At 48.8% G+C, this 17,399-nt stretch carries 14 protein-coding genes and 7 pseudogenes; 7 read left to right on the forward strand and 14 right to left on the reverse strand.

The genetic code is table 11. The features are described from left to right. Positions 1 to 90 precede the first annotated feature (90 nt). Both ACQUTI_RS24095 and ACQUTI_RS24100 read right to left on the reverse strand, forming a co-directional pair. Positions 91 to 1,047 carry a hypothetical protein gene (locus tag ACQUTI_RS24095; protein WP_225545464.1) on the reverse strand — a complete coding sequence of 319 codons (957 nt, stop codon included), beginning with the start codon at positions 1,045 to 1,047 and terminating at the stop codon, positions 91 to 93. 86 nt (positions 1,048 to 1,133) lie between these two features. Then, positions 1,134 to 1,388, reverse strand: a complete 255-nt coding sequence (locus ACQUTI_RS24100) for an Hha/YmoA family nucleoid-associated regulatory protein (protein ID WP_004213836.1) — start codon at positions 1,386 to 1,388, stop codon at positions 1,134 to 1,136. Between the two features lie 176 nt (positions 1,389 to 1,564). On the opposite strand from ACQUTI_RS24100, the gene ACQUTI_RS24105 reads away from it, so the two are divergent. Further along, positions 1,565 to 2,701 (forward strand): tyrosine-type recombinase/integrase, encoded by a 1,137-nt coding sequence (locus ACQUTI_RS24105; RefSeq protein WP_080861576.1) that lies wholly within the window; start codon positions 1,565 to 1,567, stop codon positions 2,699 to 2,701. 65 nt (positions 2,702 to 2,766) lie between these two features. On the opposite strand, the gene ACQUTI_RS24110 is transcribed toward ACQUTI_RS24105, so the two are convergent. The 8 genes from ACQUTI_RS24110 to ACQUTI_RS24145 form a co-directional block, all read right to left on the reverse strand. Further along, positions 2,767 to 3,084: a hypothetical protein gene (locus ACQUTI_RS24110; RefSeq protein WP_004026552.1), complete on the reverse strand. Its 318-nt coding sequence runs from the start codon at positions 3,082 to 3,084 to the stop codon at positions 2,767 to 2,769. Positions 3,085 to 3,234: 150 nt separating this feature from the next. Then, positions 3,235 to 3,558: a hypothetical protein gene (locus tag ACQUTI_RS24115; protein ID WP_080861579.1), complete on the reverse strand. Its 324-nt coding sequence runs from the start codon at positions 3,556 to 3,558 to the stop codon at positions 3,235 to 3,237. Next, positions 3,555 to 4,313, reverse strand: coding sequence for a hypothetical protein (locus ACQUTI_RS24120; RefSeq protein ID WP_225545463.1), 759 nt, complete (start codon positions 4,311 to 4,313; stop codon positions 3,555 to 3,557). Before ACQUTI_RS24120 ends, ACQUTI_RS24115 begins: the two co-directional genes overlap by 4 nt. After that, positions 4,310 to 5,269, reverse strand: a complete 960-nt coding sequence (locus ACQUTI_RS24125) for a DNA replication terminus site-binding protein (RefSeq protein WP_080861584.1) — start codon at positions 5,267 to 5,269, stop codon at positions 4,310 to 4,312. Before ACQUTI_RS24125 ends, ACQUTI_RS24120 begins: the two co-directional genes overlap by 4 nt. A 42-nt stretch (positions 5,270 to 5,311) precedes the next feature. Further along, positions 5,312 to 5,719: a hypothetical protein gene (locus tag ACQUTI_RS24130; RefSeq protein WP_032409750.1), complete on the reverse strand. Its 408-nt coding sequence runs from the start codon at positions 5,717 to 5,719 to the stop codon at positions 5,312 to 5,314. 9 nt (positions 5,720 to 5,728) lie between these two features. Continuing rightward, positions 5,729 to 6,193: a hypothetical protein gene (locus ACQUTI_RS24135; protein WP_080861586.1), complete on the reverse strand. Its 465-nt coding sequence runs from the start codon at positions 6,191 to 6,193 to the stop codon at positions 5,729 to 5,731. Between the two features lie 47 nt (positions 6,194 to 6,240). Further along, entirely contained in the window at positions 6,241 to 6,483 is a 243-nt protein-coding gene (locus tag ACQUTI_RS24140) for a hypothetical protein (protein ID WP_080861588.1), read from the reverse strand. Continuing rightward, positions 6,470 to 7,033 (reverse strand): hypothetical protein, encoded by a 564-nt coding sequence (locus tag ACQUTI_RS24145; protein ID WP_225545462.1) that lies wholly within the window; start codon positions 7,031 to 7,033, stop codon positions 6,470 to 6,472. The genes ACQUTI_RS24140 and ACQUTI_RS24145 overlap by 14 nt, the downstream gene beginning before the upstream one ends. Before the next feature lie 74 nt (positions 7,034 to 7,107). Here ACQUTI_RS24145 and ACQUTI_RS24150 point away from each other — a divergent pair. Continuing rightward, positions 7,108 to 7,505: pseudogene (locus ACQUTI_RS24150) on the forward strand (transposase); the annotation flags it as partial. A 133-nt stretch (positions 7,506 to 7,638) separates the two neighbouring features. Further along, positions 7,639 to 7,755, forward strand: a pseudogene (locus tag ACQUTI_RS24155) (transposase); the annotation flags it as partial. A 224-nt stretch (positions 7,756 to 7,979) separates the two neighbouring features. Here ACQUTI_RS24155 and ACQUTI_RS24160 read toward each other — a convergent pair. Next, positions 7,980 to 8,985 (reverse strand): annotated as a pseudogene (locus ACQUTI_RS24160) (IS110 family transposase). 66 nt (positions 8,986 to 9,051) lie between these two features. Between ACQUTI_RS24160 and ACQUTI_RS24165 the strand changes: the two are divergent. The 3 pseudogenes from ACQUTI_RS24165 to ACQUTI_RS24175 form a co-directional block, all read left to right on the forward strand. Next, positions 9,052 to 9,938 (forward strand): annotated as a pseudogene (locus ACQUTI_RS24165) (IS3 family transposase); the annotation flags it as partial. After that, positions 9,910 to 10,553 (forward strand): annotated as a pseudogene (locus ACQUTI_RS24170) (DUF4113 domain-containing protein); the annotation flags it as partial. The pseudogenes ACQUTI_RS24165 and ACQUTI_RS24170, both read left to right, overlap by 29 nt. Before the next feature lie 78 nt (positions 10,554 to 10,631). After that, positions 10,632 to 10,860: pseudogene (locus tag ACQUTI_RS24175) on the forward strand (type II toxin-antitoxin system Phd/YefM family antitoxin). A gap of 854 nt (positions 10,861 to 11,714) precedes the next feature. On the opposite strand, the gene ACQUTI_RS24180 reads toward ACQUTI_RS24175, so the two are convergent. Together ACQUTI_RS24180 and sopA are read right to left on the reverse strand one after the other, a co-directional pair. Then, the gene (locus tag ACQUTI_RS24180) at positions 11,715 to 12,686 is read right to left on the reverse strand and encodes a ParB/RepB/Spo0J family plasmid partition protein (protein WP_004117790.1); all 972 of its coding nucleotides are present in this window, start codon (positions 12,684 to 12,686) and stop codon (positions 11,715 to 11,717) included. Beyond that, positions 12,686 to 13,852 carry a plasmid-partitioning protein SopA gene (sopA, locus tag ACQUTI_RS24185; protein WP_023287153.1) on the reverse strand — a complete coding sequence of 389 codons (1,167 nt, stop codon included), beginning with the start codon at positions 13,850 to 13,852 and terminating at the stop codon, positions 12,686 to 12,688. Before sopA ends, ACQUTI_RS24180 begins: the two co-directional genes overlap by 1 nt. A gap of 740 nt (positions 13,853 to 14,592) precedes the next feature. Here sopA and ACQUTI_RS24190 point away from each other — a divergent pair. Continuing rightward, complete coding sequence (locus tag ACQUTI_RS24190) at positions 14,593 to 15,603, forward strand: RepB family plasmid replication initiator protein (protein WP_428923384.1); 1,011 nt, start codon at positions 14,593 to 14,595, stop codon at positions 15,601 to 15,603. A gap of 821 nt (positions 15,604 to 16,424) precedes the next feature. Here ACQUTI_RS24190 and ACQUTI_RS24195 read toward each other — a convergent pair. Beyond that, a pseudogene (locus tag ACQUTI_RS24195) lies at positions 16,425 to 17,165 on the reverse strand (tyrosine-type recombinase/integrase). Between the last annotated feature and the right edge of the window lie 234 nt (positions 17,166 to 17,399).

Genomic DNA, 17,399 nt, shown 5'->3' on the forward strand with positions numbered 1-17,399 from the left:
AATTATCAGACGCCATCAGAGTTTGCAGCACGGTGGCGAAATGGAAAATGTGAAGGTAAACAAACCGACCTTACTAACTGACGGTTGTATCTAACTCTGGGGGCAGGTCACCGCCTCATTCAGTCCTCCCTCTCCCCTTTTACTGATGTAATAATCGTACCAACGTTCATACGCGGGTACGTTTATAGATTCCCAGGAATCCAGCATCCTCGGTGCATAGGATACCAGTTCATCAAAAACGCTACTCCCTGAAGGTATATCCGCCCGGGTAAGTTTAGCGAGTATTTCTATTGTCCATCGTAAATGTTGCCATTGCTGTGCAGGTGCCAGAGGCAACGAATTCATATTCATGGGTAGATCTACCGGAATCATAGAAAGCAGCTGGTTGCCGCTGGCATTCAGGTGGCGTTTGTACTGATGTAAAGTATGTGGTGGTGCTGTCTGCATTAAGGGATGGTAGATCCACCGCTTGGCTTCATCTGAGGTGAAAAGTAGCTTTTCTATCGCATCCATCATCTTTATGCCTTCCCCGTTCTCACGATATGGAGTGATTAAACTTTCTATCCGAACGGCATCGATCTCCACCAGCGCCAGCTGGCCTGTTTGAGCTAAAAGGTCTGGATTTGGCTGGATATCCTCCGACGTATCATTAACGAATATCCCGATTGTCGTATCGTTACATAACCCTATGAGGTCAGCATTAAGGCCACAAACAATCCCACCACCAGCGAGATTTTTAAGGGTAACGATCCCTTTCTCCTTACCTTGCAGAAGATGTGGAAGAGCAAGGTATTTTTTTTCCTGTATTTTAACCTTTATGTATTTTTTTATATGTTGTAGAGTGAGCTCACTACAAACCCCTTTTACTTCTGTGCTGTGGCTAAAATGCCATTTTTGGTTTTTACCTTGTTTTGCAATCAAGGATGTTCCACAAATGAGACAGACACAGTTGCACGAAAGGCCATTCTCAACGCTGGCGATATCAACAATTTTATTTGAAACCGTATCGAATCCAAATGGTATCCATTTTTGTGAATTACGTCGCATGAATATTCCTCGTTAAAAACGAATAAAGGAATTCTACATCATCCGTTTTTATCAAACCTGGAATAACAGCGTCTAATTTACATTATTCATATCTCATCGGGGATGAGATGCCACACGGAAGCAGGTATTTTGTCATAGTTTTTTTTCATGTAGATCTCAGCCCTGCGGTGATCATAAGCTCCGTTCAGGCTGGTTATCTTATTTATATCCCCACCTTCATCATTTAATTTATCCAGGATACGCTCAAACACTCTGTCAAGGGTTTCAGTCGTACTGCACTTTCTGAACTTCAGGAGATAGGCTTCTCTCAGGCTACTGTGCGCATTTGGGCTTTTCAACAACGACGCTCCGGGGCATGTTCAAAAACACTGTCTATTTTCGAAAACAGTAAACGGAGTTCCACGCACAGGCAAGAGAAGCAATTTGATTAATTCACGTTCTGCCTGGATTTGAAAAAAAACAATGTTATTATACTGGTTATAAAAACAGTATCAGTGAAAAGACATGAGATCTTCCCATGACAGATAAAACCAAACTGGTTGCTATCTCACGAACCGATGACATGAGTGCTCTGGATGCACTCAAGCTCTTGCGGTTTCGCCGGTACAATACGGCCAGAAGTCAGTTAAGGGTCACGAGTGTCTGGTCTGCATGGTGCGCCAGGCACGGTCTGACCCCCTTCCCCGTCACAGCGGTTGATGTCGAGCGCTATATTAATGGGCTGAATGGATCCGTTAAAATGGCGACTATCTCTCATTTTATTGCATGCCTTTCAAGCGTTAACTGCAGCCTGGGTTTTCCAGACTTCCGCAACGTTCTGATAAAAGCACTGGTTCAGGTATGGCGGGCGCGGGAGAATGAGAAAAAAATCGTCACCGGTCAGGCCCTTCCATTTCTTATATCCGATCTCAATATTCTTCGCCGGTCGCTGCATAAAAGCGACGACCTGAGAGACATACGGGACCTTGCAATGATATGGGTTGGGTTTGAAACCCTGCTGCGTAACGTGGAAATTCGAAGGATTAAAACCGGCGACCTAAAATGGCAAAATGACACGTCCTGTTACCTTCTGGACGTCATGCGGACCAAGACAAGCCTTTCAAGTAACCTGACATTTCAGCTCTCACCACAATGCAGTCAGCATGTCAGACGGTTGATTGAGACGGTGGAATACACCGATACCGAAACCTTCGGGCACCGTTTTCTTTTTCAGCCTGTAAACATCCATACAAACCGATATTTCCCGTCCACCAGCAGTAAGCTATCACGGGGAAAATCCATAGACAGGATGCTGGTCAAAGCAGGATTCAGTGAGGGGTTACTGACGCAGCTACAGAATGAATCAAAGGTATCACGGGAAGATGTTGGTATGCTGTCCTCTAATTCACTGAACCAGGCATTTGCACGCCTCTGGGGGATTGCCGGGAAGGTCGGCGACAGTAACCGACAGTCCGGGCGGTACCGGACATGGACAGGACACAGTGTGCGTGTGGGGGGAGCCATAGAGCTGTTTAAGGCCGGGTACTCCCTGGAAAAGATTACCGAGATGGGGAACTGGTCTGATCCAAAGATGGTCTTCCGTTATATCCGTGGATATCTTGCCAGTGAAAAAGCCATGGTAAGCTTTATGCGTAATCATCTGGACGACATATAGATTTTACTGAGAGAAACGCCAGCACTTAGCAACATGTTTCTGAGCGCTGGTCACTTATGAACTTTTCAGATATTCAGTTCTTTCAAATCTGTCACAACAAAATCCCCTTTTCCTGAAAGACTGTCAAAATCATCGAGTGTAAATTCATGGGTGTGATACCAAATGACCCTGCATGTCGGGCAGGTAACAGGTAACAAATCTTCCGCTAATTTTTCGCTGTTATGGATAACCTCACCCATCTCGTTATGTTCGACAATATAACCACTTATGCAAAGGGTTTCGTACCCATGAGCACCAGTAACAATATGGGTTGCTGTTCTCTCACGAATTTCCCCATTAATTTTAATCTGCTCTCGAGTGGTAATCGTTCTTTTATTATTCATGAAAACTCCGGATGATATTTAGAAACGGCTGACATTGCTCCCTGTTCGGAATAATTGTGAAGGCAGCCAGGAAACCTGAAAATACGTTACCCTGTGCCTGAATCAGTTCTGGTGCGTCTCACGAATGAAAATGAGAGGCGATATCATGGATTATCCTTTTTGAGCAGCTTTTTCTTCTTTTCTTTGTTTTTTTAATCTCCGTTTTGCCCGGAAATTTGCAACGGTATAGAGAGTGACAGATGCAATGAAATTCACCAGTGCAGCAAACTCTACTGCCAGATTGATCACGGCAGGTTTGACAGGAAGCCAGAGTGAGACAAGGAGAAGGAGGAACGATGTGATACACCGTAAGGCGTGTACATTAGAGCCTCCACTCTGGTTAATCATACCCGTACCGGAACAGATTTTGTTTGTCAGATAATTTAATCCGAATGCACAAACAGCAGATACTAACAAGAAAATCGCGTAAGTCATTTTTCCTCCAGAGGTTTTAATCTTAATTTGACCACGTTAACCAGTTTCATTATTCCCGCCTCATCCGGTACGAAAATGTAACGACATCTCGGCCATGTTGCGTGCGTAAATATCTTACCAGTGGTGTTGATATTCAGAGGCATAAGCCTTTCAGTCTTACTCAACGGCATTTTCTCTATCGGGATCAACCCTGACTTAAAACTTTTTATCATTAAGTCGAGAGGGGTTTTACAATCTTTATTGCTCATCGTTTCTGTGTAACGGATCATCCCGGCAATCGTTACCTGTATCGTTCCTATATCAGATTCGAATTTCGGCAGCACCGGCCAGTAAGGAATTTCAAAATCCACACTGGTAAGCGCCTGTTCGTAACCCTGCTCATTTGTTTCTGCAACCGTTTTAAGGCCTGGAAACCGGGCGTGCATAAATTTGATAATCTTTACCACATTGGGCGTGCTGGCATGACGCTGATATATCTCTGGCAGCCATGTGGACGTGGTGGCCCATGTCGTGGTGCATGCATAAGTTTTTTGCTCCATATGCCATAAAATAGAGGTGTCAGCCAGGAAGTGATGAACAGTCAACAGCTCGGCCAGCAGCCGATCTTCATCTGGATGTGTTATGGCATTTTTGAAACAGACCTGTACACGGAAACGTTCTTTTGCAGACAGAAAAGTGTTTCCCCTACTGACGGCCACTTTGTATAACCTCCTGGCCGGATCAGCTTCACAAATCCCGGTTAGAATCCGGCTCATTTTGACTCCCTGATGACTTCCACCAGCCCTATACGGGGCAGGACAGAACGATATTTTTCATTAAAATCGCCGCGCTTCTGCCTTTCACCTTTTACGTAATTTTTTAACGGATTAAACCGGCCCGGTTCGCTGAACAAAATTAATGGTAAAGGCGCGCGAAAGTTGAGTTTGTACGGCCCATGAACATCATCTGGATCTTCAGGACTGGTGTACCGGATATTGACGTTAACAGCCGGAAAGTTACTTTCCCGGATGAGCCGAAATTTTCTCAAATTTTCATCGTCATGACTCACTTCGTCATTGAGCAACGACAGCATCATGATTTCTTCGGTTCGTTTCTGTTTCAGCCGTTCAACATCCTGTTTTGTCAGACTGATATCCGGCTGGAGCTCAGTTATCTCCCTGCGTAAGCGGTCGATAACCGTTTCCAGCCGGGTAAATTTATGAATGACAGGGATTTGCCAGGTGAACCCCAGGGAGCGAATTTGCTCAGTAACGATCCGGATATTACGGGACACCTGTAAAGTCACCAGCCACGGGTAAACCTGGTGCAGAATTTCTGACCGGGAGTCCTGGTAATGAGTGATAGCTTTTACAGCATCAGCAAATTGGTCGCGAAGCCGGTTGATTTCACCCACCAGCGACATCACCTGATCATGATTGTTTCTGATCACAACGAACCCGGGATATTTTCGGGTGATTTTGGTTGAATAATGCTCATCCCTGACATGGACTTTATCAACCCGCTGCTGCCGGTAAATATCCACCAGAGTGTCGACGTCGGGTACCGAATGAGTCACATTGATTTCCTGTGGAGGATTCAACTCCTCAACACTACGGGGCTCCGGGAGCGTGGCAAGGTAAGATGAGCCGATATCGCTGTGACGGAGTAAACTGTGCAGCTCACCGAGTTTGCGTAGTTGCTCTTCGTTGTAATGTGCAAAGTCAGTATTCATATCGTCTCCCGTATCGTGTTCCTGAACGTGCGACGGTAATCGTTAAACAAACTCTGGTAAAGACTTAAACGTGAGCCATACAGGCTGGCGTCGCCCGTCCCTGCATACTCTGACGAGGCGATAACGGTTTTTCTCCATCGTGACCAGCCAGTACCCATCGGAGACAGGGCGGTCGAGAGTGACCAGTTTTAACCCGTAAAAACCCATCGAGGTAAACAGACGCCCTTCCCGCTCCCGGAAAGATACCGTAAAGGACGGGAACAGAAGCCAGAATGCAGTGAAGAAAACATACCAGGTATACGGAACAGTCAGTTGTAGAATTTCATAGTTCCTGACGGTAGCTGTGACCAGGCCAAGGCTGAATACAGCAGCAATGCTGGCATATACTTTGAAAGACGCGCTATCAGAGTTTTTCCAGGTAATACCACTAATACAATGCACTTTGCTCATCGCCTTGCCTCAATGTAGTTGTCTGCGCACTTTCATCCGGGGAAGAATTTCTTTCTCCCACAGAGACCTTGCATTCCCATGCCCCCCCAGGAGTTGCATTGCACAGACCCTGTTAAACACGGATACTTCTTTCCTGATTGCCTGGGTTTGGCTGTCAGTGAGCTCAATGCATTCCGGTACCAGCTGCATAACGCCGTTCATCATTTCTGCCTTTATGAGGGCTGGACCGTCTTTTGTGTCGGCCTCACAGGATTCATTAACATTGAATCCGAATGAACAGAGAAGCTGGCCCTGAGCCTTAGGCCCCATCTGAACCCCCCGGCTATCGACGGTAAAGCGGACGATTGCGTAATCCCCTCCCTGATCGCTGGTTATGTTCCTTACCAGCATGCTGACTGGAGTCATTTGAAGCCAGCTGTAGATGCCCAAAACGATTTCTTCTTTTAAAATCATATTCAATTTACTGGTTCTCATTTTCTCATTTATGAATATGAAAACATATAAAAAAGCTCAGTAAAGCCCTAATCTGTAGAAAGCAGAGGTTTTGTGGTTTTTAACTTGTACTCAATAAAAATTCCGGCAGCATCTGCTGTTGTTATTTCAGACAATATGGCATCAATAATTTCTGGCTCCGTGATATTATTGAACCCCTGCTTACGAACCATCTCTTTAACGCACTCAAAACGTCGGGCTGTTGCCGGGTCGATGACAAATGTATTTAGATGCACATTTTCACATGCGCCAGACGTCTCATTTAGTTTCATTTTCACTCTCCAGATCAGGAATGAAGTCAAAATTGTACGCAATTGCTTTTTCAGGTGAATCACCCGCGATAAGTTTTAACCATGAGTAAGAGTCTTGCTGATTAAGAAAAATAACGAGATAACCTTCGTCAGCACTGTTTCGCTTCTTAATAAATTCAATCTCAGTATCCATGCCAAAACCAAATGGGCCATGTATTACGCGCGACTGTTCTGGAAGCATTGAGCTGAACATTGATACCACGACATCCCTCAACTCTAAATTTTGGTGAGCAATGAAAGCAACTCTTTTACCCTCCTTAACAGAAGCTACAATTCGTTTAACACTCGACTTGACGTTATACCGATACACAATCAACCGGAGCCGTGTCATGCAAAGGAAAATAATACATACGCAGCTGACAAGGGCCCCATAAACTGAGCCTTCAATAAACCAGTTGAGAAACCCTAAAGCAACTAGTCCCAAAAAAGTAACTATACTCAACAGGAAAATATAAAAATTAATTTTACGGTCTTTTGGATACCAGGTAGATGCAACGGCTATAATAGCCACTACGCCGACTATTGCTGGACTGACCCCGCCCCGGTAGATGATCCTGCCCTATAGTGTGAGCACAGGAGGAGCCTATGGGCACACCACGATTTACACCTGAATTTAAGGAAGAAGCCGTCCGTCAAATAACGGAATGCGGTTATTCCGTCGCCGAAGTATCTGACCGTCTGGGTGTTTCTGCACACAGCCTCTACAAGTGGCTACGGGCTATCAAACCTGATAACAGCCAGCAGTATGCCCGGGGTATACTGGAAGCTAAAAGCGAGACCCTGAAACTCCGGGCGCAGCTAAAACGAACCGAAGAAAAATGGGATATCCTGAAAAAGGCCGCGCGGTACTTTGCAAGGGAGCCCGGCTGAAGTACCGCTTTATCAATGAGCACTGCACTGTATGTGGTGTCATGACGATGTATCGGGTACTGAATGTCGCCCGGGCCGGGTACTATGCGTGGCTGCATATAACGGCGAGCGCCCCCCGAATCCCTGAATAACCTGACGCCGGAAGAATACCGGCTGATGGCTGAAACTGATCTCCTCCCTGAAAACAGTGCCAGGCTAAACTGAAGTCTCCGGTCTTTCTTCCATCTCACAGAGAGGCACATCGCCATGAAAAAGACCCGCTATACCGAAGAACAGATAGCATTTGCGCTGAAACAGGCCGAAACCGGCACTCGGGTGGAGGAAGTCTGCAGAAAGATGGGTATTTCTGAGGCCACTTTTTACATCTATGGACTACCTCCGTTTTGCAAGTACTTAATCTGGTTTTGGGTTGTTGCTTACATCTATCCGGCATCAGGAAAATCTGTGCCAAATGGGTAATTCGCACACAATCGCCTCAACAACTGGACGGGCTCTGAGGCCAGTATAAAAATCAGGTTCCGATTGTGCAGGTGCAACCTGTCACCATTTTTCAGTGCGCTGCAACTTTTTCTGGCAGGGGATTAATTTCACACTACCTGATATTCGGTCTCATTTCTCAGCATCGACCAGATTATTCGCGCGTTTTTGTTAGCGACCGCCACGGTCGTTTTATTAAATCCGCGCCGTTCCTTTAACTGGTTAACCCACTGATTCATATGGCCATCATCTTTATTCGTGGCAACTCTGACGACAGCGCGGGCACCATGAATAAAAAGTGTCCGCAGATGCTTGTCGCCTTTTTTCGTCATATTCATCAGCTCTTGTCTGTCGCCACTCGAATGCTGGCGTGGAACCAGACCCAGCCATGCAGCAAAGTGGCGGCCATTCTTAAATTCAGTTCCTTTGCCAATAGCAGCAACAATGGCCGGGCCAATGCCTTTAACTCTGGCGATACGCTGACAGGCTTCTGATTGCCTGAATACTGTTTCAATTTCCTTATCAAAAAAATGGATCCGACGCCCGAGATCGTTAAAGAGCTCATAGAGCTCGGCAATTGTTCTGCGCATACGGGAACTTAGACCGTTTTCTGCATCTTCAAGGATAAGAGGAATAGCCCGGCGAGCTCTGGAGACAGCACTGCCAATGGGGATCCCCCGGTCAAGTAACAGCCCTCTTATTTGACAGACTGTAGCAGTGCGGCGATTGACAATACGCTGCCTTGCCCGGTGTAAAGCCTGGATATCCTGCTGTTCGGGGCTTTTTGGTGGCACGAACTGCATTGTCGGTTGCATCAGAGCCACTGCGATGGCCTGTGCATCATTACCATCATTTTTTTTGCCCGCGGACAAAGAGTTTTACATACTGAGGACTGATGACCTTTACTTTGTGCCCCAGTTTCTCAAACTCACGCTGCCAGTAAAATGCCCCGGTGGACGCTTCGATCCCAATCAGACATGCAGGAATATTTGCCAGCGTCTGGAGCAATTCTTTTCGGCCAGTTTGTTTCGTATAAACCGGTTTGCCGGCCTGGTTTAACCCGCAGAGCTGAAAAACATTTTTAGCCAGATCAATACCCAGAAATACGATATTCATGGTGATTATCCTGGTGAGCACATTTCGTACAGTTAACCGCAGCGGGAGGAGGTAGTCCATCCCATTAACTGGAAGAAGAAATTCGCCGGTCTGGGCGTGACCGAACTGTGGCGTCTGCGGTAACTGGAGGATGAAAATCAGCGTCTGAAACGTCTGGTGGCCGATTTAAGTCTGGACAAGGAGATGCTGCAGGAAGTTATCAAAAAAAGTTCTGAGGCCGGCTCAGAAGCGTCAGGCGGTGCATTTTCTGCGGGAGGCTTACCGTATCAGTGTCCGGCGGGGATGCGGACTGCTGATGCAGAGCAGAACCGTTTACCACTGGCAGAGCCGGCGGGATGATCGGGCGATAACCCCTGCGTATCCGGGAAATAGCAGAAACCCGGATACGCTACGGTTGCCCGCGTATTCATATTCAGCTGCGGCGGGAAGACTGGCCTGTTAACCACAAGAAAACACACCGGATTTACTGTCTGGAAGGCCTCAACTGCGCAAAAAGCGCCCCCGCAGGCATGTCAGTGCAGCACATCGTCAGCAACGTCCGGTCCTGACCAGAGTCGATCAGTGCTGGAGTATGGATTTCGTGTCGGATAACCTGTTTAATGGACGACGTTTCCGGGCGCTGACTGTAGTGGATAATTTTAGTCGGGAGTGTGTGGCGATCCATGCCGGAAAGTCGCTGAAAGGTGAGGATGTGGTCGGTATGATGGAAAGGTTACGGGTGCTGGGCAAGCGCCTTCCGGTACGTATTCAGACAGATAACGGCCTCGAAAAGTCTGGATAAATGGGCGTATGAGCACGGTGTCACAATGGACTTCTCCCGCCCCGGAAAACCAACGGATAACCCGTTTATTGAATCATTTAACGGCAGTCTGCGGGATGAATGTCTGAACATTCACTGGTTCCTGTCGCTGGAAGATGCGCAGGACAAACTCGACCTTCATCCGCAAAAATTTTTCTGTGGTCCTTGAGCTAACGGTACGTGAACTGAACGGGAAAGCTGCCTTTCGCTTGAGGAAGCCCCTCCGACGAAACAGCAAATTGTCTGCAGTCGCAGTTTTGGTGTGAAGATCACGGAGTACGAGTCGCTCCACCAGGCTATCTGTCAGCACGCTGAGCGGGCCTCTGAAAAGCTGCGTAAAGAGCACCAGTATTGCCGGCATATTTCCGTTTCCATCAAAACGTCTCCGTTCGCCGTTAAAGAGCCTTACTACGGCAACGTGGCCACGGAGAAACTGCTTACACCCACTCAGGACACCAGGGACATCATTGCTGCCGCCACAACGGCTCTGGAGCGTATCTGGAAGGATGGGCACCGGTATGCCAAAGCCGGAGTTATGCTGAATGATTTCACCGGGTCTGGCGTTTCGCAGCTGCAGCTGTTCGACGAACGCCCGCCACGGCCTCACAGTGCTGAGCTGATGATGGTTCTGGACGGGATCAACAACTCAGGGCTGGGTAAAGTATGGTTTGCCGGTAGAGGAATAGCCCCGGAATGGCCGATGAAACGTGAGATGCTTTCATCGGCATATACCACCCGCTGGAAGGAGCTGCCGGTTGCCCGTTTCTGACCGGCGAAATGACAGACGGAACTTGCCGCCAGATCATACTTTACCGATCATGCAGATGACTTGTCTCAGGGGGGAACCATGACAAATATCATTCTGTGTGATGTAACTACCAGCGTCAGCGAACTTAAAAACGATCCGGTGGCCAGCGCCGGTGCCGGCTGCGGCTACCCGGTCGCTATTATTGACAGCAACCGGCCTGTTTTTTTATTGTGTGCCTGCGGTACTGTATGAAAAAATGCTCGATCTTCTGGACGAAAAAGACTTGGCGCAATTGATAACAGAACGTCAAAACCAGTATATTTTGTGATCGGACAACGTGACAAACGACATCACAGTGGAGACACTGCTGACGAGATGATCCCAAGGTCGTAAAAACGACCGGAACTGGTTACCGGCCGAACGAAGGACCGGCCTATGCGCAGCGGCGGCAACTGGCTTTAAAAATGCTGGCGGAAATTTAAAATTAAGCCGCATACCCTGCGAAATTTTGCAGATTTCACTCAACATGCATGCTTCGTTCATTTCCCAACAGAGCTTTCACCATCGCCTGTAATAGCAGTCCTGCTGCGTGATTACTCCGCTCAACGGGTCACCGGCGCCATGCCAATACCTGTTCGTGACAGGCATTGATGGAACTACGGTCCCAAACTAATAATGTAATGACGATGCAGGTGGGACCGTGGTCCCAGGCTGGAAGCCTAAACGACGATACAGGTGGGACCGTGGCCCGAGGCTGAAAACCTAAACGACGATGCAGGTGGGACCGTGGTCCCAGGCTGAAACCTAAACGACGATGCAGGTGGGACCGTGGTCCCAGGCTGAAACCTAAACGACGATACAGGTGGGACCGTGGTCCCAGGCTGGAAGCCTAAACGACGATACAGGTGGGACCGTGGTCCCAGGCTGGAAGCCTAAACGACGATGCAGGTGGGACCGTGGTCCCAGGCTGGAAGCCTAAACGACGATGCAGGTGGGACCGTGATCCCAGGCTGAAAACCTAAAAGACGATACAGGTGGGACCGTGGTCCCAGGCTGAAACCTAATCGATAATACAGGTGGGACCGTGGTCCCATAGAGAGTATTCAGGCCAGTTATTTTTTCTGGCCTGTGAGAAAGGAAATGAAGTAAAGGGAGATAACCGTAGACTAAAGCGTGTCCGCATCAAACTCCTAGTTTCTCAAGCTCCTTAAGAATGGCTTCTATTTTCTCTATACACTCCGCAGGAATGCGGGACCTATCCAGGTTAAGCACCATTTTATCGCCCTTGTACAATGCTGTTGCCCCTGGAGCAAACTGATGACGTGAGCTCAGATTAACTCTTGATGCGGAAGATTGTTTCAGTACGGATGTTAAAAGACTAATGACCTCTTCAGCTTCGAAGATTAGTCCCGCTTTCTTCTGATCGTGGAGAGTCTCAGCCTGCTGCTTCAGTAATTCTTCTTTATCTGCAAAAGCCTTCTGAAGGGCTTCACCTGACCGGGCAGACAGTTCTCCAGGATGTGCAAACAGGGCAACAACGGATTTAGGCAGTTTGGCCGTATTGATACAGCGGGTAATGATCTTACGAGAGATGTTTTCCGCATCGGCAAGTGCAGAAATATTTCCAGCAAACTCATTCTGCAGCCGGCTTGTATAACGCAGACCACGTTCATAAGCACTCGTCGGCCGATAATCGTTACCCAGTCGGGACAATGCTGCCATCTGCTCATCGTCCAGTTCACCAACCAGAATGCGATAATCACTTTCCGTCAGGATTGCGGCTTTACGGCGACGGCTGCCGTCTGCAATTTCAATGACATCGGAAACCCGGCGGCCGAAAGCTGGAGTCTGCTGACCAGTCAGTAAAAATGAAGGAATGAGATCATCCAGAGCATCTTCGGTAAGTAGTTCCTGATCGCGCTCATTGCCTGACCATACGCGTGAAGCGCTCTCAACAGAGTCTCCCCGGAGCACTTCAAGGGTAAATTTTACTTCCCGTCCACATACCGGAAGAGAGATGGCATTACCGCGGGCCATAGCACCCACGCGCGCAATTAATGAATCCACCATCGGCGCAGCCGGCGCCGGTGATGAGGTATCTTCAGTCGATTGAGTATGTGTGGTATGTCTTGGAATGACAGGGGCACGCTTCATTATCTAATCTCCCAGCGTGGTTTAATCAGACGATCAAAAATCTCATCGCAAACAGGCTCCCAGATAGAGAGGGCATTACGCCAGGCACCTGTTGAAGAACGTTGATCAATAGCCTGTTCAAAAACGGTTCTCATACGGATCTGACCTTTACCGACTTCATCCGTTTCGCGCACAACATTTTTAAGGACCATGCTTCCCCAGGCATCCCGAATTTGTTCTTCCATCCACGGGGACTGCGAGCCGTTATTATTACTGTATTTGGTAAGCAGAATACGGACATCTGGCTCGAAGCCTTTAAGATCCACGTTCTTAAGCAGGTCACGAAGCATATCGAAAAACTGCAGTGCGGAGGTGTAGTCGAACAGCTCTGCTGGAGTAGGGACAATCAATACATCAGCAGCGCATACAACATTTATCGTACCGATACCAAGGTTGGGTGCACTGTCGATAACAATCACGTCATAATCATGAGCGACCGTTTCAATGGCCAGACGGAGCATCAGGTGCGGGTCAGCAGGTAATTTGCCTTCGTCAAATTTCCCCATCAGCTCAGTTTCAATGCGGTGCAGTGCCAGACAGGACGGGATGATATCAAGGCCAGGCCAGCAGGTGGGCTTTATAGCGTAGCTGGCATCATCCTTTTCCCCAAGATAAAAGGGCAGGAGAGTGTCCTCAGCATGAATATGAAGATCGGGCACCCATCCGTGATACATAGAAGCCGTTCCCTGTGGGTCATTGCCTTCAACGAGAAGAACACGGAGTCCTTTCAGGGCTAGGTCCTGAGCTAGGTGAACAGAAACGGAGGTTTTGTAAACCCCCCCTTTATGAGCCGCAACCCCGATCACCGGAGGGAAAGCATCTTCTGCACGCCGCAGTCGGGTACCGAACACATCCCGCATATGATTGATTTGTTCGATGGTATAACCAACACGTTGTTCAACTCTGCCACGGGTTTCCATATCAGGGTGAGGTAACCGGCCGGCTTTCTCTGCATCCCTGATTGCCTGAGAAGAAACGCCAACCAGATCCGCCGCTTCACCAATTCTCCAGCGGCGGGTGATCTTCCTTGCTTCCGGACTGTCGTCATTAAACTGCGCAATGGCGATAGCCTTCGTCATCTCATGTCCAGCAGTAATGCACTGGTTAAGTATATCCATCAGTCCCATTCTGAGCATCCTTTAATCATCGCTTTGCATCATTTTATTAAATCTTGGGATTATTTGCAAAGCAACAATAAAATCGCAAAGTCATCTGAAAATTGCAAAGCTGACTGTAATGAAAGCTGTAAACCGGAGAAGAGAGGCTCAATCACATACCGCAGTCAATATTTCTCACTGCCGCTCGCCGCAGTAAGCGATCTCACGCAGTGAGAACGCGGCGAGGAAGTGGAAAAGCACAGAGACTGCACAAAGCACGAACGCTACGATGCCGGATACTTCTCCGGATTAGTCTATCTTCATGAAGTTGACTGTGATATGTGAAAAATTGACTATGGTATGAAACTAAAAGCCGAGGGCTGGTCAACAACAAAAGAAGATTCTACATATCGCAGTCAATATTTAATGTTAAATCAGGGAGAGTTACTCATGCGGCATTGAGATTACCTTTGCAGAACCCTGAATGTGGTGGGGTAGATCTGGCTGGGGATTAACGTTATTCATTGCTTCGATCCAGTAATTGATCCCAAAGAGATCATATTGAGATCCTAAAGAGATCCCCGGATCGCTGCAGCAGGCGCTGTAACTGGCTTGAACGTCATACTGGATCGACTGTGGAATGTAAAAAGTTGACTGCTGTATGCGAAATCTAATACTGTGATATGCAACGGTATTTACTGAAGTATGTATATCCGTTGACTGCGATACGTATAACGACATTCTTTTGTGGATAACCGTTGAGGATCAAGATGACGAGCGAAAATAACAGCTTACCTCTCAATCTTCAGGAAGTGGACAAGACAACCGGCGAAGTTGTTAAGCTGGATGTCAACAGTACTAGTACTGTGCAGCCGGTAGCGCTCATGAGGCTCGGTCTCTTCGTTCCAACCCTGAAATCAACCTCCAGGAGTAAGGCAAACCGTAAAAACGTCACAGATGCCACTGAGGAGCTCGTACAGCTGTCCATCGCCAAAAGCGAAGGGTACACCGACGTTAAGATCACCGGTTCGCGTCTTGATATGGACACGGATTTTAAAGTCTGGCTCGGGATCATTCGCTCGATGTCTGAGTATGGGGTAAAAAGTGACACCCTGGAACTGTCGTTCGTTGAATTCGTTAAGATGTGTGGATTTGACTCACGGCGCTCAAACAAGAAAATGCGGGATCGCATCAGCAATTCCCTGTTTAAACTCGCCTCGGTTACCCTGAAGTTCCAGAGCGAGACCAAAGGATGGACCACCCATCTGGTGCAGTCAGCCTATTATGACATCAACGAGGATATCGTGGAGATCAAGGCTGAACCCAAGCTCTTTGAGCTTTACCATATGGACAGGCGGGTCCTGCTTCGGCTGAAAGCCATTGACGCCCTGCAGCGGAAGGAATCTGCCCAGGCGCTGTATACCTACATCGAGAGCCTTCCCCAGAATCCCGCACCTATCTCCATGAAACGTATGCGGGACCGGCTGAATCTTACCTCAAATGTCTATACGCAGAACCACACGGTCCGAAAGGCTATGGAGCAACTTCGGGATATCGGCTATCTGGATTACACCGAGTTTAAACGTGGCCGGGCGACTTACTTTAGCGTTCATTATCGCAATCCCAAACTCATCAGCGGGACGGTGAAGGTACCGCGCGAGGAGGAAGAAGAGAAGGCGCCGGAGCAGAATTATGACGAAGTCATCAAGGCACTGAAGGCTGCAGGCATCGATCCGCAGAAACTTGCTGAAGCGCTATCGGCGATGAAGCCGGAAAATTGACTGCGATATGCATTACCATGACTGCCGTATGCATACGCAATTAGTTTTTGACTGTGAGGTGCATCACGCATACTACAGTCAATATTCGCTCTCCTTCCTGCAGGTAAAGATCGGACAATATTGACTGCGGTATGTCATTTATGGCCAGAATATGCTGATATTGACTGCAGCATGCAAGTTTGACGAGGGTGTTACCCGACCAATTGAGAGCTCTCCACGTGACTGCATCCCACAGTCAATATTTCAGTAAATCCCCGGTGCGCACTGAATGAAGCCACTCAGCAGAGCGTTGATTCCGGCATTGCCATACAAGAGCTGCTAAAACCAGTCCTCCGAAGTTCGTTAATCCTGTCGTACCCTCAGCCAGCTTCGCACTGATATCTGCAATCATGAAGAGGAAACCTGATGGCTGTCAGAAATGGCCCGGGACGCAGTCACCGACGATATACTGAATAACGACCTGGCTTACCCGGTTGGAAAGGCCCTCAGGCATATCCCCTGTAACCTGCTGATATCCGGATCGCAGTAAGTTTTATTGTCTGCGGTATGAAGATGTCAGCTGGTCACCAGAGGACCGCGGCTCCTTAATACGAATGATGTCATGGTGCAATGAGAAGGTGAGGGGACACGGGATGCGGTATGAATATTTCTCTCCAGACCCGGACGGAATGATGCCCGGGTCATACTGGATAAGCGTAACGCTTCTGCAGCCGGCGCGGTGAGAGACTCAGAAGCGACTGACTGACTCTGCCTCGTCTGGAATGCGTTTGTCTTTATCTCCTTCACTAAGTGGCAAAGCCCCGGCCGCCTGCCCGACAATCTCAGCCGGCCGGTGGCAGGGAGCGAAGGATCTCCGCGGCATCTCGACCGTCAGCGGTAAAGGGAACGGCCAGGGTGGCAGCCATGTCCAGCGCAAATACCCGGGTATAGACTTCCATCGAGCGCGGATCCTTATGCCCGGCCAGCGCCTGGATGATCTTCCTGAGCTGCCGGTGATAAAGCATGTGCATGATATAGCTGTGCCGGAAGGTATGCGGCGTCACGGCGATCGAAAAATGCACGCCATCAGCTTCAGCCCGCTTCACCGCCTGTTTCAGCCAGTTGCGCATTGTCTCATCCGTGACCGGCCAGAACGGCTCCCGCCGGCGGGGCGGGTGGTGACCATCCAGCTTTCCATCTGACGCACAAAACTGCCATCCGTCAGCGGCACCAGGCGCACTTCATCTTTTGGCGGCCGCCCGCGGCGCGCCCGCACTTTCTCCGAAAGCACCCTAACAAAAGGGCGCAGACCATCCAGGTCGAAGGATTCCGGGGTGAGCGTCCGGGCTTCACCGATACGGCTCCCGGTATTCCACATGGTGGCGAACAACATGTGGTGACGCTGGTCCGGCATATACCAGAGGAGGGCGCTCACTTCCGGCGCCAGGAGGTAAGCCGGCGTGGCACCTGTTGAGGTGACCATCCGCCGGAGTGCCACCGCGGTCGCAAAATCAACGCCCGGGGCGGATCGGCAGCAGGGAGACGCGATCTGGTGAATTCTGCAGGGGAATGATGCTGTTCATGAGTTATTTTCACATAGCGCACAACGGGTTTGGATACAGCTATTCTGGCCTGAAGCGGCTGATCCTGCCATGACAATAAATCGCAGCGCGCGGATCCTTTTGTTGTCTTATCCCACATTATTGCGGGTAAAACCAAAATACGTAAAGGATCCTATTTCAGCGTAGATCCACGCTGAAGCCAGGCACGACGCGGACTGAGGGGCGTTTTACGGTTTTTGGGAGAAATGGGGTAAT

It is taken from the genome of Klebsiella sp. 7-CIP_Kleb. (genome assembly GCF_050378655.1).
GTDB classification, from domain to species: domain Bacteria; phylum Pseudomonadota; class Gammaproteobacteria; order Enterobacterales; family Enterobacteriaceae; genus Klebsiella; species Klebsiella quasipneumoniae.